General features: G+C 55.5%; 16 protein-coding genes. 2 read left to right on the forward strand and 14 right to left on the reverse strand.

Annotation, left to right across the window (positions count from 1 at the left end; genetic code table 11):
• Positions 1 to 68 precede the first annotated feature (68 nt).
• The 14 genes from VN577_20815 to VN577_20880 form a co-directional block, all read right to left on the reverse strand.
• Positions 69 to 1,037 (reverse strand): SDR family oxidoreductase, encoded by a 969-nt coding sequence (locus tag VN577_20815; GenBank protein HWR17284.1) that lies wholly within the window; start codon positions 1,035 to 1,037, stop codon positions 69 to 71.
• Positions 1,038 to 1,105: 68 nt separating this feature from the next.
• Entirely contained in the window at positions 1,106 to 2,467 is a 1,362-nt protein-coding gene (locus tag VN577_20820; GenBank protein HWR17285.1) for a nucleotide sugar dehydrogenase, read from the reverse strand.
• A gap of 191 nt (positions 2,468 to 2,658) precedes the next feature.
• Positions 2,659 to 3,801 carry a DegT/DnrJ/EryC1/StrS family aminotransferase gene (locus VN577_20825; protein ID HWR17286.1) on the reverse strand — a complete coding sequence of 381 codons (1,143 nt, stop codon included), beginning with the start codon at positions 3,799 to 3,801 and terminating at the stop codon, positions 2,659 to 2,661.
• A 77-nt stretch (positions 3,802 to 3,878) separates the two neighbouring features.
• Positions 3,879 to 4,478, reverse strand: a complete 600-nt coding sequence (locus VN577_20830; GenBank protein ID HWR17287.1) for a hypothetical protein — start codon at positions 4,476 to 4,478, stop codon at positions 3,879 to 3,881.
• A 161-nt stretch (positions 4,479 to 4,639) separates the two neighbouring features.
• The gene (gene wecB, locus VN577_20835; protein HWR17288.1) at positions 4,640 to 5,704 is read right to left on the reverse strand and encodes a UDP-N-acetylglucosamine 2-epimerase (non-hydrolyzing); all 1,065 of its coding nucleotides are present in this window, start codon (positions 5,702 to 5,704) and stop codon (positions 4,640 to 4,642) included.
• An 83-nt stretch (positions 5,705 to 5,787) separates the two neighbouring features.
• The gene (locus VN577_20840; GenBank protein ID HWR17289.1) at positions 5,788 to 6,633 is read right to left on the reverse strand and encodes a PEP-CTERM sorting domain-containing protein; all 846 of its coding nucleotides are present in this window, start codon (positions 6,631 to 6,633) and stop codon (positions 5,788 to 5,790) included.
• A 408-nt stretch (positions 6,634 to 7,041) separates the two neighbouring features.
• A complete protein-coding gene (locus VN577_20845) occupies positions 7,042 to 7,725 on the reverse strand; it encodes a PEP-CTERM sorting domain-containing protein (GenBank protein HWR17290.1) in 684 nt (227 codons plus the stop codon).
• A 421-nt stretch (positions 7,726 to 8,146) separates the two neighbouring features.
• Positions 8,147 to 9,697, reverse strand: a complete 1,551-nt coding sequence (gene xrtA, locus VN577_20850) for an exosortase A (protein ID HWR17291.1) — start codon at positions 9,695 to 9,697, stop codon at positions 8,147 to 8,149.
• A 7-nt stretch (positions 9,698 to 9,704) separates the two neighbouring features.
• Positions 9,705 to 11,006 carry a glycosyltransferase gene (locus tag VN577_20855; GenBank protein HWR17292.1) on the reverse strand — a complete coding sequence of 434 codons (1,302 nt, stop codon included), beginning with the start codon at positions 11,004 to 11,006 and terminating at the stop codon, positions 9,705 to 9,707.
• Complete coding sequence (lysA, locus tag VN577_20860; protein ID HWR17293.1) at positions 11,003 to 12,328, reverse strand: diaminopimelate decarboxylase; 1,326 nt, start codon at positions 12,326 to 12,328, stop codon at positions 11,003 to 11,005. The genes VN577_20855 and lysA overlap by 4 nt, the downstream gene beginning before the upstream one ends.
• A complete protein-coding gene (locus tag VN577_20865) occupies positions 12,329 to 13,888 on the reverse strand; it encodes an acyl-CoA ligase (AMP-forming), exosortase A system-associated (GenBank protein ID HWR17294.1) in 1,560 nt (519 codons plus the stop codon).
• 48 nt (positions 13,889 to 13,936) lie between these two features.
• Positions 13,937 to 14,191, reverse strand: a complete 255-nt coding sequence (locus VN577_20870) for an acyl carrier protein (GenBank protein ID HWR17295.1) — start codon at positions 14,189 to 14,191, stop codon at positions 13,937 to 13,939.
• Between the two features lie 24 nt (positions 14,192 to 14,215).
• Positions 14,216 to 15,100 carry a hypothetical protein gene (locus VN577_20875; GenBank protein HWR17296.1) on the reverse strand — a complete coding sequence of 295 codons (885 nt, stop codon included), beginning with the start codon at positions 15,098 to 15,100 and terminating at the stop codon, positions 14,216 to 14,218.
• Positions 15,101 to 15,304: 204 nt separating this feature from the next.
• The gene (locus tag VN577_20880; protein HWR17297.1) at positions 15,305 to 16,204 is read right to left on the reverse strand and encodes an XrtA system polysaccharide deacetylase; all 900 of its coding nucleotides are present in this window, start codon (positions 16,202 to 16,204) and stop codon (positions 15,305 to 15,307) included.
• 136 nt (positions 16,205 to 16,340) lie between these two features.
• Between VN577_20880 and VN577_20885 the strand changes: the two genes are divergently transcribed.
• The gene (locus VN577_20885; GenBank protein ID HWR17298.1) at positions 16,341 to 17,552 is read left to right on the forward strand and encodes a glycosyltransferase family 4 protein; all 1,212 of its coding nucleotides are present in this window, start codon (positions 16,341 to 16,343) and stop codon (positions 17,550 to 17,552) included.
• Positions 17,553 to 17,812: 260 nt separating this feature from the next.
• Positions 17,813 to 19,129: a UDP-glucose/GDP-mannose dehydrogenase family protein gene (locus tag VN577_20890; GenBank protein ID HWR17299.1), complete on the forward strand. Its 1,317-nt coding sequence runs from the start codon at positions 17,813 to 17,815 to the stop codon at positions 19,127 to 19,129.
• Positions 19,130 to 19,135: the final 6 nt, after the last annotated feature.

Here is a 19,135-nt window from a genome sequence, read left to right on the forward strand (position 1 = left end):
CCTCAGAAGACTTATCCGGGAATAAACAAAGGCGCGGCCGCAGCCGCGCCCATGGAAAAGGTCAGGTCTTATTTGGTAGCCTGCGCCGCCATCGTCGGCATCGACTCGCGATACCAGTTCACCGTCCGCGCCAGGCCCTCTTCGAACTTCACCAGCGTCTTGTAGCCAATGTGCTCCTCGGCCTTCGAGATGTCGGCCAGCGAGTGCTTGATGTCGCCCTCGCGGTCCGGCCCGTACGCCGGAGGCTGGCTGTACCCGATCAGCTTTTGCAGCACCGAGTACGTGTAGTTGAGCGTCACGCGGTTTCCGGTCGCCACGTTGAAGTAGCGCCCCGCCACCTGTGCCGCCGGCGCCTCGCACGCCAGCAGGTTGCCGGAAACGACATTATCGATGTACGTAAAGTCGCGGCTCTGTTCCCCGTCGCCGTAAATGGTCGGCTGCTCGCCCTTCAGCATTTTGCTGATGAAGATCGCCAGCACGCCCGAATACATCGACGTTGGATCCTGCCGCGGTCCGAAAACGTTGAAGTAGCGGATGCTGACCGTCTCCAGCCCGTACACGCGGTAGAACGATGTCATATAGTACTCGCCGGTGAGTTTCGAAACCGCGTAAGGCGAGATGGGATTCGGGATCATGCCCTCGTGCTTCGGCAGCGTCGGCGTGTCGCCGTAGAGCGACGAAGACGAAGCGTACGTGACACGCTTCACCTTGTTGTCGCGCGCAGCGACCAGCAGGTTCAGCGTGCCGTCAACGTTCGAGCGGTTCGAAGTGATCGGATCCTTCACCGAGCGCGGAACCGACGGAATCGCCGCCTGGTGCAGCACGAAGTCGATGTCCTTGCAGGCATCCTGCATCGCGTCGAGATCGAGCAAGTCGGCCTCGCGGAAGTCGATCTTGTCGCGGATCGCCGCCAGGTTCTGGATCTTGCCCGTCGAAAGATTGTCGATACCGCGAACCGAGTGCCCGCGCTCAAGCAGCGCGTGCGCCAACGATGAACCGATAAAACCGGCAATGCCGGTGATCATGTAATTTGCCATGGCTTCACACCGTTCGGGCAGCCCCGCAGAGCTGCCCGATTGTCAGAAAACTAAATTGTTGTTGTCGCTTAGCAAAGCACAATTTTCGGCGACTTAATGCCCTTCGTGGCGTTGCGGCTGTCAACCACCAGTTGCGCTTCGTTCACGATCTTCTTGTAGTCGTAATCGGTGTGATCGGTAACGATCAGCACGCAATCGTACTGGCCAAGATTCTCCAGCGGCGTGTTCTTCATCTGGAGATCGTAATGACGGCCTTTGCCGACCGACGCGAAGAACGGATCGTTGTAGAACACTTCCGCGCCTTCGTCTTTCAGCTTCTCGATGATCGTAAGCGAAGGCGATTCGCGAAGGTCGTCGATGTCCTTCTTGTACGCAACGCCGAGCACGAGAACCTTGGAACCATTCAGGCTCTTCTTGCGGCCATTGAGCGCTTTGCTGACCGCAGTTACAACGTGATAAGGCATGCCGGAATTCACGTCGCCGGCAAGCTCGATAAACCGCGTGTAGAAGTCGTATTCACGCGCCTTCCACGAAAGGTAATACGGATCGACAGGAATGCAGTGTCCGCCGAGTCCTGGTCCCGGATAGAACGCGTGGAAACCGAATGGCTTCGTCTTCGCGGCTTCGATCACTTCCCAAATGTCAATGCCCATGCGCAGACAGAGCAGCTTGAGCTCGTTCACCATCGCGATGTTCACGCAGCGATAGATGTTCTCGAGCAGCTTGGTCATTTCCGCTGCGGCCGGAGTCGAGACTGGAATCGTGCGGCGGAAAATGGTGCCGTAAACGGAACGCGCCATTTCGGTCGCGGTCTGGTTCACGCCGCCTACAACTTTGGGAATGTCGTGACGCGCGACTTCGGTGTTGCCCGGATCTTCGCGTTCCGGCGAGAACGCGACGAAGAAGTCTTTGGCGCCGAAGTTGTCGCCACGCGCGACCTTCAGTCCGCCCTTGTTGCCCTTCTCGAGGATCGGGATCAGAACATCTTCGGTCGTTCCCGGATATGTCGTGCTCTCGAGAATTACGATCTGGCCCGCATGAACGTAAGGCGCAATCGCCTTCGCCGTGTTCTCGATGTAGCTCATGTCGGGTTCGCGATACTCGTTCAGCGGAGTCGGAACGCAGATGATGACTGCGTCCATTTCGGCGATCTTGGCGTAATCGGTCGTCGCCTTGAAGCCCGCTCCGCGCGCGCCATTGATCTCTTCGGGAGTGATACGAACGATGTACGAACGTCCGGAGTTCAGCGAATCGACCTTCGAGTTGTCGATGTCAAAACCGGTAATGCCGAACTTCTGTTCGGAGAACAGCAGCACCAGCGGAAGCCCGACGTAACCGAGGCCCACAACGCCAATCTTCGCGGTCCGAGCGTCCACTTTGGACTTGAACTGCTCAAGCACAGTAACAGCAGGCTGTATAGCTGTAGACATAGGCAGATGAATTTCCTTCCGAGAATACCCATGATTCTAGCATCGGGATTCGACGCGAGCGCTTGGGCAGTTTGGTTCTGGGGTAACTGGAGTAACTACCTTTGCAATCCGCTAGTTACGGGTCAGAACGGTTCCTCTATTTGTACATATTTGGGCCGTTTCTCGCCATAGGAAATTAGACCTAGACAGAATTACGTACTCTGGTTGTAGAACGCCCCAATGGCCTCTACGACCAGCCTGAGTTTGTCCTCCCCGAGTTCCGGATAGATAGGCAGAGAAAGCACTTCCAGACTAGCCTTTTCGGAAGCCGGGAAATCGCCCGCCTTGTGTCCCAGGAAGGCAAACGCCTTCTGAAGATGCAGCGGATATGGGTAATAGATCTCGGTCGGAATGCCCTTCTCCGTGAGGAATGCCCGTAGTTCATCGCGCTTCTGGCAACGGATTGTGTACTGGTTGTAGATGTGATGACAACCCGAGGGCTCGATCGGGAGAACGACATGGTCGGTGAGTTTGACTTCCGCGAAAAGCTGCCTGTAGATGGCCGCGTTTCGGCGACGACCTTCCGCCCATTTGTCGAGGTACTTGAGCTTTACGCTGAGGACAGCGGCTTGAACTGAGTCGAGCCTGCTGTTGACGCCGATCATCTCGTACTCGTAGCGACGCGGACTGCCATGTCCACGAAGCTTGCGGAGTTTGGCATCGAGCGCAGGGTCGTTGGTGGTTACGAGACCACCATCTCCAGCGCCGCCGAGGTTCTTAGAGGGGAAGAAGCTGAAGCAACCGAGCGAGGCGTTGGAACCAGCCATCTTGCCACTGCGCCTTGCGCCGATGGCTTGGGCGGCATCTTCGATGACCGCAATGCCGTGCTTCGCCGCGATGGCTTTGATCTCGTCGATCGGCGCCATCAGGCCGAAGAGGTCGACTGGGATGATGGCTTTCGTCTTTGGCGTGATAGCAGCTTCAATCTTCCTGACGTCAATATTGAATGTCGCCGGATCGATATCGACAAAGACCGGCTTGCCGCCGAGTAACGCGATCGGACCTGCGGTGGCGACGAATGTGAACGGCACGGTGATGACTTCGTCGCCGTGCTCAACGCCAACGGCCATCAGAGCGAGCAAAAGAGCATCGGTTCCGGATGCACATCCGACGGCATGCCGCGCGCCGATGTAAGTCGCGAGTTCGTTCTCGAATGACGCGACCTCGGGACTCAGAATGAAATATTGCGAATCGAAGACGCGCGCTACCGCCGCGTCAACTTCAGGCTTTATGGCGCGGTACTGTGCGCGCAGGTCGAGAAATGGGAATTGCAGAAAAGCCTCCGTCCCAATCATATTGCAGGAATTTGAAGCAGAAGCTCAATGGAAATCGGGAAGCGACACGGACAGCGGCCCAAAATGAACCTTGCCTCCTAGAGCGCAGATTTCGTGGCATCCTCTCGTAAATTGAGGTGAACGCGGTTGCGCTCCGTGAGCGAGAGGTGCACATACGGGGCGATAGAGGCCAGCATTAGCTCTAGTTTCCAAGCCTTGACGAACAGGGTATGCGCAATTCTGGCTGCGCCGAGGCGCTTGTGAGCACGACGGGACCGGATATTCGTTCGGGTCAGCCGGCTAAAGGAGTTCCGAATGCCTCGAGTTAGCAGGAATTCATTCGCTCCGTGCCAGGTTCCAGCGAAGGCAAGGGTCATCCGGCACTCGGGCATAACATATAGGTCGAAGTCGAAGACCGCATGAGGAGGCAATACGAAGGTGCATCTGGCCTCATCTTCCTCATAGGAGCCAAAAGCCAACCAAATGTACGCCACCAGTTTGTTCTTCTTGAAAGTACCAAGACACATCGCGTTCTGGGCAAACCTGGAGACTTTTATCTCAGGACGCGCCGGCATCAGATCTAATTCGGGGTCGCCTGGCTTGATCTGACGAATCTGATAGGTTTGGGCTAATTGTCCTGCCAGGAGAGGTGTTTCCGGTATGGGCTGAATGAGAATCTCGTACAGGGAGATCCTCAAACCTGGCGAGACTCTCTGAAGTAATCGATCAGCAAGATACAAAGCGCCAGCAACAAACCCGAATTCCTCAAACGGGCTGGTTAGCTTCTTTAACATTTCAGGTAGAGAACGGCACTATTGTGTGACGATCTCTCTGAATAATCAACTCTCCAGTTGAATTGTTATTTGAGCAGCACGTCCGCAATCCGCTCAGAAGCGTGCCCATCCCAAAGGGGCGGAATGCTTCCCTTTTTGCGCTTGCCGTCGAGGATACGCTGGAGTTCTTGTGCCATCAGCTCGGCGCTTCGCCCGACCATGATGTTCGTGCCAACATCAACGGTGATCGGCCGCTCGGTGTTTTCTCTCATCGTTAGACAGGGTGTTCCCAGGAAGGTGGTTTCTTCCTGGATGCCGCCGGAATCGGTAACAACCGCCGTCGCGCGCGTTTGGAGGCCGAGAAACTCGAGATACGGCTTCGGTTCGGAAAGCATCAGAGCCGCGTGCTTGGATGTGTCGATACCGGCATCGCGCAGTCGCTGCCGCGTTCGCGGGTGGATCGGAAAAATTACCGGAATCTGGCTGGAGATGTCGGTAAGCGCCTTCAGAACGCCGGATAGCCAGGGCAGGTCGTCCACATTAGCTGGGCGATGCAGGGTGACCAGCACGAAGCGATCGGGAGTGTCGGGGGAAACCGAAGCTTTTGCTTGTGGGAGCATGCTGATCAGGGTATCGATCATCACGTTACCGACGAGGCGGATCTTGCTCCCGGAAACCCCTTCGCGCAATAGATTGTCGTCACCGTCCTTGGACGGAGTAAATAACAGGTCGGAGATCTGGTCGGTCAACAGACGGTTGATCTCTTCCGGCATCGTGCGGTCGCCAGAACGGAGTCCAGCCTCAACGTGTGCAACGCGGATCAGCAACTTTGAACAGACGAGCGCGGCTGCAACGGTCGAGTTCACGTCGCCATATACAAGAACGAAGTCCGGCTTGCGCTCGAGCACAACGGGCTCGAAACGGCTCATGATGTCTGCCGTCTGCTGGGCGTGGGAGCCCGAGCCGACCTGGAGATTTACGTCCGGCGCAGGGATCGCCAACTGCTGAAAGAATACGTCGGACATATTGAAATCGTAATGTTGTCCGGTATGGACGAGCGTTTGCGAAATTCCGCGAGCCCTTAACGTCCGAAACACGGGCGCGACTTTCATAAAATTCGGACGGGCACCGATTACGTGAAGAATGTGCATTTTTTTGAGTATACGGGATTGCGTCTTCGGGCCAAATGAAAAGCGCGCCAACAAGGCGCGCTTGGCCAGACTTCTATTGCCTACTAGAGACGACGGCGAAGGGCGGCAAACCCGACCAGGCCCAAGCCGAAGAGCAATGCACTTGCCGGTTCCGGAATGCGACGGCGCGTGCTTAGTCCGGATTCCGTAAATGGCGTGGTGTACACGTCACCCGCACTCGTGGCATTTGGGTTCTGGCTGTACGCAACGACAAACGTTCCCACGGGAACGTCGTTGACAAACTTAACGTTGATGTAGTCTTTCGAGTCGAACGTTGCACCAGATGGCAAGTTAATGGCAAAGACGTAGATTGCGAAGTTGGTAACGGAGATATTGTTGACCTGCAGATCGGCACCGGCCCAATTTACGAAATTGTTGGAACCGTTGCCGGTCAGGTTCAAGACCTTATAAACATCTGCCTGTCCGTTATACGGATGGCTTACGTTCCACTTGTCCTTGAAGGCGGTGGCAGTAAACGAACCTTGATAGCCGGATTTTCCGCTGGTCAGGTTATAGGTGTTGTTCGGATCGCCATAGTTCCAAGTCAGCGAATTTGTTGGCGTCGTGCTGTTGTGATAGAGGTCAACCGACGCAATCGAAGTGGCATCGAACATCGCCTTGGTGGTGTCATTCGGAACGGCAAGGATCAGCAGGATGGGGCTGGCCTGTGGGCCGGCACCACCGCTGTTCATGTAGATATCGACATTTCTCGTAATGGGGTTCACTTCCGTCGGATTGCCTGATCCGGAAGGCGAATACATATAGCATCCGCCAGTGGCGCAACTGGTCCCTACGCCAGGCCCCATATGGAGAACGGCAGGATCATCACCCGGAAGGATGTCGGCGAACGCAGTGGTCGCTGCGGCCAACAACGCTATCAGAACAAGCATTACAACGAATTTGCCCTTGCTCACCATAGTCCGACCGTGATTAGTGCAAGTGGTATGCCAATCTGCAAGTAACGACATCCACATTAACTTCAATCTTTTCAACTAAGTAGCTGTCTTCCACTGCGCTCCGGCCGCAATAGTTGCAAAAGGTTGCGCAGTGCGGAACAGCACTTACTCATGATCGGCGCAGATTCAGAGACCTCATCACCGACCACAACACTTTATACCGAATCTCGCACAGATCCGAAAATTACGCCGGTTACCTGAAGCGCATGACTGAAGCCTGCTGCGTGTCGAGCGCCTACCGTGAAGACGGACAAACGGCAGCCCTTATCGGGCTGCCGTAAAAGTTGGGGACACAGAGCCCCAAAAGTTAGATTGGTCCAAGCTCGCCTCGTTATCCGCGAACTATTTCACCAGTTTGCGGCGGAACAGACCGGCCAAGCCGATCATGCCTGCGCCGAGAATCGTCATGCTGGCCGGCTCCGGAATGCTGAGGTGAGCGTCATACGACGTCACGCCAGCACCAGCGTGAGTGATCTGTACGAGTTGCGTGAGCGAGTAGGAACCATCGCCAGCAATCATGCCATTGGTCGCACCGGCGAATGGAGTCGTGTTGAATGTCAGCAACGCACCAATCGTGTTGGCATAGCCAAACGCGGTGTCGCTGTTGTCATAGTACGCCTGGTATTCGACGGTACCGCCAGTCGTGCCGCCAATCGCGCTATGAGCGTTGCCGCCGGAACCGGTGAAGCCAGTCACGGTCCAACCGATCAGAATCGTGCCCGCGCCGCTGCTGAGGTTGACGCTGTTCAGGTCGATCTCAGGCGGAACCGTGCTCACGATGAGACCCGTGGATACGTTGACGGTCCACACGCCAAGGGAACCATTCAGGGTCACCTGATTAGTGTTGCTCGTCTTTGTAAAGCCAGCGCAAATTGCACCCGCCTGAGAATCGGCGCAAGTGCCGGTAGTGGTCAGCGTGATCCAATCACTTCCGACCTGCAGACCCAGCGTGCCAATTGTCGAAGCGCTTGCCAGGGTCGCACCCAACACCAGAACCGCAAGCAAAATCACTTTGTTGCGTAACATTTGTCTGTGTCCTCCAAGCTTTCTTAGAACTTTGTCTGAGATACCCACGGTGTATGTAGCAGCTTCTCTACCAAACTCGCAAATTTCTAAGTTATTGATAAATATGCCACTAACAGCCGTTGGCTTACCGCATACTCAAAAATGCTGCAATCTTCTGCACTTCCGATGGAAAATCCCCTGAACCGCCGGTCTTCCTTCTTCTTTGAGTCGATGACAGCACTCATGCGTATTGGCCCCTAATAGTGCAAGGGGCATTCCAATCTGGCCTGGTGGTTACCTTTGCGCTCTTGATCTGGATGTTATTTAGAATCAGCAACTTGCATGGGAGCTATTGGCGACTTCCACAGTTACCTCAAGCGCGAAAGGGAAGATGTGCAAATTCATTGCACATTGGGGAAGGAATTCTCTCTTCCTGAAGTGATTAGCGAAATGACTGAGAAAGCTGATCCGCGAAGTCGAAATGCTGCACGAAATCTTGAAGAATTGTGCGGGCTTCTGCCGGATCCGCGACGTAGTCCGCCGATATCGCGACAACAGCGGAGGCCGGGAACTTTGCGGTTAGGCGGGCTTTCGCCTGCAGTGCCTTAACCTGGTATGGGCTGGAGGTAAATTCACCGTTAACCCAGTACCATGTCCAATAAACGCGTTGTCCAACAGTATCCGGTGGTGTAATGAGTTCGATCAACTGGGTCTGTTTTCCATCGATTTCCGCCAGCCGCGTGCCCTTTGAGGCTGCACTCCACTGCGACGCGAGCAAATGCTTTCCTGATGAATTCAAGTCGATACCGTTGCCACCAACGCTGTAGAAGGCGAAATACAGGCGTACTCGCTTTTGAGAGTTGCTGTAGGCAACGCTCTGAGTAAAGCTCGCGGTGTTTGATTCGGAGATCCAGGAGGCCGGGCTAAACGGCTCCGCCTGCCAAGGGCTTTTTATCGTCGGCACCGTCGTGCCGGCACGAATCGGTGCGATACGGTGAGAGACCCAGTACGACGCGGTGGCAGGAACCGCGCTGATCAAGAGCGCGGTGACCGCAACTATCGCCAATGTCTTCGACGAAAGCGGCGCGATGGATGCATCGACTGCGGCAAACTCGAGCCGTTCCGGTTCCGTCTCGCGCCAACGAAATCCGATCGAGAACAATACGAGGGTAACAAGCGAGAAGAAGATCCATCCGTAGATCAGATGATCCACGCCCACGGCGATTCGGTTATCGGAGATGTAGCCGAGCGCCACAATACCGTAAGCGCGGATGGCGTTCGCAGCGATTGGAAATACCACTGCGAGCACCATGAATATGATTCTTCGCTTCGTGGATCGATAGACCAGATGTGCGAACACGAGTCCCAGAACGAAGGACGAAAGCAGGTAACGCGCGCCGGCACAAGCTTCCGCAACTTCCCAGACACCGTTTGGAACAAGAATGAAGTGCCCTTCCATCACGACAGGAATACCGCTCCAGGTGAGGAGTTTCAGCGTCGCGATGGCGGTAAAGTCCTGCAGCGGCGGAATCACACTTTCGCCAAAAGGAACCGCAAAAACCAGGAAAGCCAATGGGAAGCGATAGGCACGGACAGCGGCGGTTCCGAAAACGGCCCATGCAAGCGCCATCACAGTCCCAACGAATGCCATCTGCTGAAGTATGCGAACGTTGCCAAGATCGCCAGCGAACCAAACAACCCCGAAGAGTGGCAACAAACAGAGGGCAAGCAATTCAGGCCTGGGGAGAATCGCCCGGGCACGGTTCTTCCCTGTCCAAATGAGGTACAGAGAAATTGGAACTATCAAATAGCAGTGGGAGTACTCTGCACTATCCCAGGTGGCGACAAGCTGACTGACGGTCTGCCAATAGATAACGATGAGACCGCACAGGGCTACGGTGAAAACGATGATGGCGCGCTTCCATTCAGCCGACCAATCAGCGGAAAGAGCATTGCGATTTGTAACATCCGATACGGTTTGTGTGATTTCCATACCGAGCCTAGTGCGAAGCTCCAACTGCCGCATCCGAATGCGTGACGCGATCGGATGCTTTGTGAACCATGTCGCCGAACTTGATCTGGTTGAATATTTCTGCCATACGCTGAGCTTGAGAGCGCCGAGCATACCGTGAGACCAGATTCGGGTCAGGTACCGGGTGACTCAAGCTACGGAGTTTCTGAAAGAAGAGCGGGAATTCGCGGGTGATCGCTTCTTCGTCGGCAATATCGACGATGGTGGACCCACCGTTATCGCGCAGTAAAGCCGCGGTGTCTCCGGCGTGATCGGTCAGAGCAAAGATTGGCTTGCGCAGCCGCAGATACTCATACACCTTCGCCGGAATCTGGTGGTTGCATATCTGCCCTTGGAAGACAAGCAAACCGTCAGCGAGCGCTGCGTCACGCAGAGATTCGCGATATGGAAGCATCGGCAGAATGCGCACGATGTCGCCGATATCACATTCCTGAATAGCTTTGAGGTAGTAATCCTCCGAACCTGGTGCCCTCAGTTCGACGCTCAGCTGAGAAGCCGTGATGAAGCCAGTGGATTTCAGCCGCGCAAGAGTTCTGAAGAATGGAAGTGGATCACGCTGGTCCGGATACAAGACTCCCCCGTGCACGAGTCGCAGGGGACGCGAATCTGCAGCAGGCGCCGACCGTGGAAGGTCCTTGAAATCCTCTTCATCAAATCCGTTAAGGATGACGACACAACGATTCGGATCAAGGTCAGGATAACGGTCGAGATACATGCGCCGCGTCTGGTCCGCAGTCATGATGATCCTCGACGCGCGCTTTACCATTTGGCCCTCAATCCATCGCCACATGCGCCAGACTCTGGGGTCCCGCGGATATCCATCTTCCGTGATGGAGTCACGCAGATCTGAAACCCAGGGCTTGCCAGTGAGCTTCTGCAATATGACGCCGATCAAAACTGCGGTCGAAGTCGGAAACGTCGTATAGATGAGGTCCAGGTTCTCGGATCGAATCAGCGAGAGCGCCTTGGGAATCGCACCCAGCACCCACGTTACCGCGCGATCCGGCAAGGCGGTGAAACGAAGGAATCTTCCCTTCCACGCCAGGTGCTTGCGGGAATCGAGAGCGAAAACGCGATGTATCTCAGTACCCGGTGGGATGTCGGCGAGGCGGCGATCGTCGGTAGCGTCGTACGCGCGTGGATGCGCCGTGAGAACCGAAGGCTTCCATCCGAACTCCGGCAGGTAACGGCAAAGTTTGAGGGAGCGGAGTTGCCCACTGCTGCCTGCCTGCGGCGGGAAGTGGAATGCCACCATGAGGAATCGGTTCATGCGGTGGCCACCACTTGTTTCTCAATATCGCGGGTGTAGTCTTCAACCGAGCCCCGGCGACGAATCAGTCGATGCTGTCCGTGGTCAACGATCACTTCGGCCGGTGCCGGATGGCTAAGAAAATTCAGCGGGCTGGCAGCACGGGCATAGGCGCCAGATTGGAAAACCCCGATCAGGTCGCCGATTGCGACCGGCGGTAAAGAGACGTTGCGCGCGAGGACGTCGAGCGGCGTGCAAAGCGGTCCGACGACTTCGACTGCGCCCGTCTGTTCCGCATTCACCTTATTCAACACTGCCACCGGATAGTTCCGCTTGATGGTTTGTCCCAGGTTCCCTGATGCGGCCAAATGGTGATGCATTCCGCCGTCGACGATAACGAACTTCTTTCCCCGCGACTCTTTCACGTCAGAGACCTGAGTGATATAGACGCCCGACTCTCCGACAAGAAAGCGCCCGGGCTCAACGACGAAACTTGTACCACGAAAAACGGGATCCTGCTCAATTTCCCGCATCAGTTCCGAAATTCCGGAACTGACAGCAGACAGATCAAGTTCGTTGTCGTTAGAAAAATATGGAATGCCCAGTCCCCCACCGAAGTCGACGGTGGTGAGTTGAATTCCCGTCAGCTCGACAACGCGTCGTGCGATCTCGATTGCCTTGCGGTATTGCGTAATCAGAATGGAGGCGTCGAGGATCTGAGTGCCCGTGAACAGGTGAATGCCGTGCAGGGCGAGGCCTGTTTCCCTCATGATCTGCTTGAGCACGGGTTCGAGTTGTTCCTCGTCGATGCCAAATGGCGCAGGCTTCCCGCCCATTCGCATGGCGCCGCCCTGCGCCTCTGCCGATGGATTTACGCGTATGGAGACAGGTATAGGGCGACCAAGTTTTGCAGCTATCAGACCGAGCCGCCGTACCTCGGTGGCGGACTCGACGTGAATCTCGCCGATGCCAGCTGCAGCCGCAGCCTGAAGTTCGGCTTCGGTCTTGCCGGGGCCGGCGAAGATGATTTTATGGGCCGGGCAGCCGGCGGATAAAGCCTGATGTAATTCCCCGAGAGACGCAATTTCCAACCCGCAGCCATTCTCAAGGAAGAATTTCAGCAGGTGGAGATTGGGGTTCGCCTTAACGGAATAGTGAATACTGAAGCGCGTCCCCAAAGCGGACCTCAGCGCAGTCAGTTTTCTTTGAAGAACGCTCGTATCGTAGACGAATAGCGGGGTGCCGTAGATCCGCACCAGCTCCGTAACGCCAATGCCTCCGAGCAGAAGCTCGCGATTACGAACGGCAAAATGGCGCTCAACGATCTCCGCCGCCTTATCCAATCAATTGCCTCCGGAGGCAGCTCTCGCTCGCAGGGAAGGATAGTCCACCTTGCCACTGGTCGTCTTGGGAAGTTCCGAGAGCACTTCAACGTACTTTGGAACCATGTAATGCGGGACTTTCTCGCCGCAGAACTTCAATAACTTCTCCACGTCGACGGCTTCGCCATCGCGAGCGACCACATACGCTTTCACAGCCTGGCCAAGCATTTCGTCCGGTACACCGATGACAGCAGCATGCCTGATGTATCCGCTCTGGAACAGTACCTCTTCGACTTCGGTCGGACTGATGCGATAGCCAGAAGACTTGATCTGCGTATCGCGGCGCGAAACGTAGTAGAGGAAGCCGTCCTCGTCCATCTTCACCAAGTCGCCGGAGTAACAGACGATTTCCTGCTCGCCAAGCTCAGGTGGAAGCAGCGGATTGGGTTTCAGCACCTTGGCAGTGGCTTCCGGATTATTCCAGTAGCCCATGGAAACCGTCGGTCCGCGATGCACGAGTTCCCCGATTTCTCCCGGTTTGCAGAGTTGGCCATGTTCGTTGATGACCATCATTTCGCAATCCGGAATAGCTTTACCCATCGAAGTCGGCCGCTTGTCCAATTCCGATGGAGGCAGGAACGTGGAACGGAATGCTTCAGTCAAGCCGTACATCAGGAAAACTTTAGTAGTCGGCAGGGCCGCACGAAGCTGCGCGAGAACGTTTTGCGGCATTGCGCCGCCGGTATTCGTAATGTAGCGCAGGTGCGGGAACTTGTTCTTCGCGAGTCCGGAATTCGGTTGTGCCAACAAACTCCAGACCGTGGGAACGCCGGCAAGCCCGGTGATGTTTTCTTTCAACAACGCGTTGACAATCTCGCGAGCGAAAATGAATTTGATGAGAACGATGGTCGCGCCCTGCTGGAACGCGGTGGTCAACTGGTTCATGCCCGCATCGAAGCTGAACGGGAGTACCGCCAGAATGCGCTCATTGTCGGTGATGTCCAGGTACGTGGAGACGATCGTCGCACCGGCCATGACATTCGCATGGCTGAGCATTACGCCCTTCGGCTTTCCGGTCGATCCTGAGGTATAGAGGATGGCAGCGAGGTCTTTTGAAATACACCAGTCCTGCCAAGGGCTCTGCGCGGGAGCCTGTACGGCTTTATCAAAGTCGTGAATCTGAAGTGAAATTTCAGGTAGCTCCCCTTCCCCGGTAACGAGAGCGACCTTCAGAGTGGGGATCTGGTTCAGCACCGGTGCTAAGGAGGCCAGCTTCGCACGGGTCGTGATCAGCATGGTCATACCGCAATCACGTGCGATGTGAGCTACCTGCTCGGGGAAAAGCTGGTGGTTGATCGGCACATAGGCTCCGCCCGCCTGCGAGATACCGAAGATCGAGACCACCTGCGCGACGCTTGGTTCCGTATAGATACCTATCCTGTCGATGCGTTTGAGCCCAAGTCCGCGCAGCGTTTGCGCGAGACCAGCCGTCAAGGACGCCACCCGCGAATACGAAAGACGCTGCTCGCCATGCACAATAGCTTCCTTGTCTGGAAACTTCTGTGCAGACGTGCGCAGCATGTGATGTATCAAAAAATCCAAATCCTGCCTCCGGCCTTGAAGGGGGCGCTAATTGAGTTTGCTTTGAACGAAAGCGGTGATCGTTTGTACCGACTGGAAGTTCTCCGGCAAAAGCTCGTCATCGGAGATTTCAATGCCAAACTCCGTTTGCAGATACGACACCAGATCCAGCATTCCGAGCGAATCGACCGCACCGCTCTCCAGCAGATTGTCGTTCGGTCCAAGCTTCAATTTCTTGGCCAACGGAAACTTCTCGGAAATAAACGCGTGAATTCGGTCGCTGTGGCTTTCCACTTGTTGCATCCATTACCCCGTTCTTTTACTGATTTAGCTCTCCCGGTCCGCGTCTAAAATCAACCAGTCTCCACTGCCCTGCGAACCCGGATCCAGCACTACAGCCGCACTTGCTTCTCTCGGCCTGAAGCCTAATTTTGACAACCAGTTACACCATGGGTGAGCTGCGGGAATACAGAAGCTTACCGTACTCTGTCCGGCATGGTGAGCCGTGCGGATCACTTTCGTAACCAGCGCCTGGAGCGGTTCGAGAGCTTCGCCGCCGAAGAGATCCACGATGCGCGTAACTGACTGTTCCTGAGCAGTAACTACGTATGCAAGTAGCTTGCCATTGTGACGTGCCGTCCAGGTAACGAACTCTGCGTACGGGTGCTGCAGGTATCGCCAGCTAAGGTATTCACCGGAACGACGGACACAAGTTCCCCACCGCGCTCCTGTCCGGGAAGCCAATTCGGTAAACTCGTTGCCGAACGGGCCAGGATGTTTTTCGATGGAAAGGGCTGGGCATTGTTGACGAGGAAGCGTTAAGCCAATGCCAAAATCGAGGACAGCTGCCACCAAGCCCGACAATACTGAGTTTCCAAGTCGCTCTCGAACGATCTTGCCGGTCCGCAACGGTCGTGCGTAGCGCGCAACCTGCATCGCGGTTTTCACGCCTATCCTCGTATAAACCGCCTGCATGACATGACTTGGAAGATCGTAGGCGACTGCCCCTGTCTCGGCGATTCCCTGCATGCATGCCTTTTGAAGTTTCAACGCCGGACCTAATGCACGGTGCTTCGAGCTGATACAGAAGTCTCCCAAAACGTAACCAGTGCTTACGCCCGCGGGTCCCTGTATATATCGTGGAAAGGCCGCTGCCACACCGATCAGTTGTCCTTCTGAGCTCACGTATTTCCAGACTTTCGCCTCACCCATCGGGCCCTGACGGTAGAGCCACTCGTAACGCTTTTCGTCGGCAAAGGGGCCGAATTCCTGACGTAGAAGTCCGATGATCGCTTGGCGGTCGACTTCCAGGTTAGCGAGCGAGATTGGATCGGTTGTGGTCTGAGGCTTCAGAGTGGCCGCCGCGTTCGAGTATGGGTGGGTTTCTGCGGGATTATATCCAAATTCCTGCCGGAATCAGGCCGAAAAACTGGCCGCTTTCCCTGCGCTCACAGTAGCCGCTTTTTGCGATACTGGCCGCGAACTCAGAACCAGAGGTTCGACCAGTTGCGCCATCGGAGCGAATTCAAAATCTTTAAGTAACTGTTTCAGTTTTCTTTGTACACCTTTCAAACCAATGTAATGGCGGATACGCGATGTCAAACCTGCCGAAACCCTTGGCTGCTCCGGGTCAAACTCCCAAGGATGCAAATAGGTGCAAAAACTCCGGCTCTGTTCGTTAACCAACTTCAGGGTGTCGCGGGTGAACCAGTACGGCAGAAGTCTGAAGTACGCGCCGCCGGCAACCGGCGCCCTCATCCCTGCGAACTCGATCGCCGTCATCGGAAACTCGACAATCGGTCCATGTGCGGTATTCACGACAAAAGGCCTCAGTTGTTCATTGGGAACGCCGTAATTGGGATGACTGACCGGGAAAACGCTGGAGTCGTACGCAAAGCCCAACTCAGCAAGCACATCGAGTGCCCACCAGGAATCTCGCCGGATGGAGAAGCTCGGGGCACGAAAGCCTAGAATCTGCTGGCCGCAAGCGTCCTCAAGCAACTGCTTTGCCCGCCCCGAATCCTCGCGAAACTCAGTGGGACTCAGCGTAAACACCTGACGGTGAAGATTACTGTGGCAGGCGACTTCATGACCAGCTTCAGCGATCCGGCGCACAAGTCCGGGACGCTTTTCTGCCACCCAGCCTAACGTGAAAAACGTGGCCTTAGTGCCCATCTCGCCGAGCATCTCCAGAACGATCTCGGTGGTGCGTTCGACACGGCTTTCCTTGGTATCCCAGTCGCGGCGATCGATGCTGGCAGCAAATGCGATGACCTGGAAATACTCCTCAACGTCGAATGTAAGGGCGTTTTTCATACTCAAAGCAGCGCGGATAGTGTCCTCCCTTAAGTATCCCACATGCACGCCAGATGCCAGAATCCGTGGTAACCAGTCGCATTCTGTTTGCTATCTGCAATAGGCTAGCCCTGCGATAACATCGGAAATCGCTTCCATGCGCGTACTGACCTTCACAAGCCTGTTTCCGAACTCGTGCCAACCGGAACACGGCATTTTCATTTATCAGCGCATGGCTCACTTCGCGCAACGGCCCGGTAATTACGTGGAAGTGGTAGCACCGATTCCCTATGTTCCTTCGTGGCTCCGGGGAGCCGCGATTCCCAGCCGGTTGCAGCATTTCGCCTCGGTCCCTAGGACCGAGAAGATTGGTGGAATCCGCGTTCATCACCCTCGATATCCTCTGATCCCGAAGATCTCGATGGCAGTCCATGGCTGGCTGATGTACAACGCGAGCCGCAAACTGGTGAAAAGCCTCGTCACAGCAGCGAAGTTCGATCTGATCGATGGACACTACGTATACCCGGATGGCTATGCGGCGGTGCGCCTGGCGAAAGATGTGGGTCTGCCCGCATTTGTTACGACGCGTGGAACCGACATGAACCTCTTTCCCGAAATCCGCACGGTGATGCCGAAGATACGGTGGACTCTAGGGAATGTCGCCGGTGGAATTGGCGTCTCTTCGAAGCTGCGCGAATTAATGCTCAACAACGGTCTTCCTTCCGCGAAATCAACGGTAATCGGCAATGGAATCGATACGGAGCGATTCTTCCCAGTTGACCAGGCGGAGGCACGCAAGCGGCTAGACCTGCCACGGGATCAAAAGATTCTTGTGTCAGTGGCGGCACTCAAGAGACACAAGGGCTTTCCGCTGTTGATTCCGGCTGTACAGAAGCTGCGAGAGAAGGGCCTGAACGTTCTCCTGCTGCTGATCGGCGATGGCGAAGGCGCCGATGAAGCAAAGAAAATGGCATCCGAACTGGGCATCGCCGACCGGGTTCGGTTTCTCGGCATAGTGCCGAACCAGGAGCTACAAAACTGGTATAGCGCCGCGGACGCGAGCGTTCTCGCCAGCACACGCGAGGGCTGGCCCAACGTGCTATTGGAGTCAATGGCTTGCGGCACCCCGGTGCTAGCAACAAATATTGGCGGAATTCCGGAGGTTTTGAATTCAGAAAAGTTGGGGATTTTGACCGAGCCGAATGTTGAATCGGTTTGCACTGGATTGTGCAGGGCCCTTTCAACCTCATGGGACCGCGAGGCCATAGCGGAATATGGACGAAGCCGGTCATGGGATGCCGTGGCGGCTGAAGTAGATGCGTTTTTCGCGCTTAAGCTTTCAGAATCTATGGGTTGCAGCTCAGGGTGAGATTAGAGGTATCAGTTTGACGGAGAGTCTAGGCTGGTTGAGTCCGAAATGCCCAAAGTGAAGGAAATTTGCTACCACATGTGAAAGTATTTTCACACATGCCACACGAAAACTAGGCTTTGCTGCGTAGAATCGCCGTGGTTTTGCACATCAACTCTGGACTTAGGACATGACTTTCGGCTTTCCGGAAACCGTCCGTTCGGAACGCTGATTGCAGTAACTAGTATTTCAATAGCTACCGGCAGTAACTTGGAGAACAAATGTCTCGCTCAGTTAGTGTGTTTGGACTTGGCTACGTGGGTGCCGTTACGGCGGCGTGTTTGGCTGAAAGAGGACATCGGATCGTCGGCGTGGATCCGAACCCGATCAAAGTGGATGCGTTGAACGCGGCGCGTACACCGATCGTGGAAGCCCGGATGAACGAACTCATTGAGGCTGGCTGCAAAAAGGGTTTGATTTCAGCGACCCGCGACGCGAACGAGGCTATTCAAAAGACAGAGATCTCATTCGTCTCGGTCGGCACACCGAGCATGCGCAACGGCAAGCTGGAGCTTGGTCACATTGAAGCCGTTTGCAGAGACATCGGCCAGGCGCTGGCGAAGAAATCGACCTTCCACACCATCGTGATCCGCAGCACAGTTTTGCCGGGCACAACCCAGCAGGTAGTGATTCCGTTGCTCGAAAAGACGAGCGGCAAGAAATTTGGTAAGGACTTCGCAGTCTGCTTCAACCCTGAGTTCTTGCGCGAAGGCTCAGCTGTGGCTGACTTCTTTGAACCTCCGATGACGGTGATCGGCTGCGAAGACCTTAACGTGATTGGTCCGGTGAAAGAGCTCTACGAGTGGGCGCCTGCGCCGCTGTTCGAAACGACCACTGCAACGGCGGAAATGGTGAAGTACGTCTGCAATGCGTTCCACGCCTTGAAGGTCGCTTTCGCGAACGAAATCGGGACGATGTGCCGCGAGATGACGATCGATCCGCACACGGTCATGGATATCTTCAAGACCGATACGCGCCTGAACATCTCGAAAACTTACCTGTCCCCTGGTTTCGCGTTCGGCGGGTCCTGTTTGCCGAAAGATCTGCGCGCTTTGAATTACAAGGCGAAGGAACTCGATACGAAACTACCGCTGCTCGAATCGATCATGCCGAGCAACGATCATCACATCGACCGCGCGGTCGAGGCTGTACTGCGGCTCGAAAAGCGCACGGTTGGAATGCTGGGATTGAGCTTTAAGTCCGGTACCGACGATCTGCGCGAAAGCCCGAACGTGGTGCTTGCAAAGCGTCTTCTGGGCGAAGGCTGCCAGTTGAAGATATGGGATGACCATGTCCGCCTAGGCCAATTGATCGGATCGAACCGCCAGTTTATCGAAGACGTGATTCCACACATCGGTTCCCTGCTCTGCGAAGACATGAACAAGGTGGTGGAGGAATCTGAAATCATCGTGGTTGGGACGAATGCGGTGGACCGCAAGGCATTGCGTGCGAAACTGCGTCCGTCGCAGACGATTGTGGACCTCGTCCGTTGGGAATTGCCACGTGCTGCAAAGCGTGAAATGGCGGCCGCCCACTAGGTCGGA

The sequence above is a fragment of the Terriglobales bacterium genome, from assembly GCA_035561515.1.
Taxonomy (GTDB): domain Bacteria; phylum Acidobacteriota; class Terriglobia; order Terriglobales; family Acidobacteriaceae; genus DATMXP01.

Excerpts from the sequence above, each read along its gene's own strand:
- VN577_20815 (HWR17284.1), bottom strand. The coding sequence starts at position 1,037 with ATGGCAAATTACATGATCACCGGCATTGCCGGTTTTATCGGTTCATCG.
- VN577_20820 (HWR17285.1), bottom strand. The coding sequence starts at position 2,467 with ATGTCTACAGCTATACAGCCTGCTGTTACTGTGCTTGAGCAGTTCAAG.
- VN577_20825 (HWR17286.1), bottom strand. The coding sequence starts at position 3,801 with ATGATTGGGACGGAGGCTTTTCTGCAATTCCCATTTCTCGACCTGCGC.
- wecB (HWR17288.1), bottom strand. The coding sequence starts at position 5,704 with ATGCACATTCTTCACGTAATCGGTGCCCGTCCGAATTTTATGAAAGTC.
- VN577_20840 (HWR17289.1), bottom strand. The coding sequence starts at position 6,633 with ATGCTTGTTCTGATAGCGTTGTTGGCCGCAGCGACCACTGCGTTCGCC.
- VN577_20845 (HWR17290.1), bottom strand. The coding sequence starts at position 7,725 with ATGTTACGCAACAAAGTGATTTTGCTTGCGGTTCTGGTGTTGGGTGCG.
- xrtA (HWR17291.1), bottom strand. The coding sequence starts at position 9,697 with ATGGAAATCACACAAACCGTATCGGATGTTACAAATCGCAATGCTCTT.
- VN577_20855 (HWR17292.1), bottom strand. The coding sequence starts at position 11,006 with ATGAACCGATTCCTCATGGTGGCATTCCACTTCCCGCCGCAGGCAGGC.
- VN577_20865 (HWR17294.1), bottom strand. The coding sequence starts at position 13,888 with ATGCTGCGCACGTCTGCACAGAAGTTTCCAGACAAGGAAGCTATTGTG.
- VN577_20870 (HWR17295.1), bottom strand. The coding sequence starts at position 14,191 with ATGCAACAAGTGGAAAGCCACAGCGACCGAATTCACGCGTTTATTTCC.
- VN577_20875 (HWR17296.1), bottom strand. The coding sequence starts at position 15,100 with ATGGGTGAGGCGAAAGTCTGGAAATACGTGAGCTCAGAAGGACAACTG.
- VN577_20880 (HWR17297.1), bottom strand. The coding sequence starts at position 16,204 with ATGAAAAACGCCCTTACATTCGACGTTGAGGAGTATTTCCAGGTCATC.
- VN577_20885 (HWR17298.1), top strand. The coding sequence starts at position 16,341 with ATGCGCGTACTGACCTTCACAAGCCTGTTTCCGAACTCGTGCCAACCG.
- VN577_20890 (HWR17299.1), top strand. The coding sequence starts at position 17,813 with ATGTCTCGCTCAGTTAGTGTGTTTGGACTTGGCTACGTGGGTGCCGTT.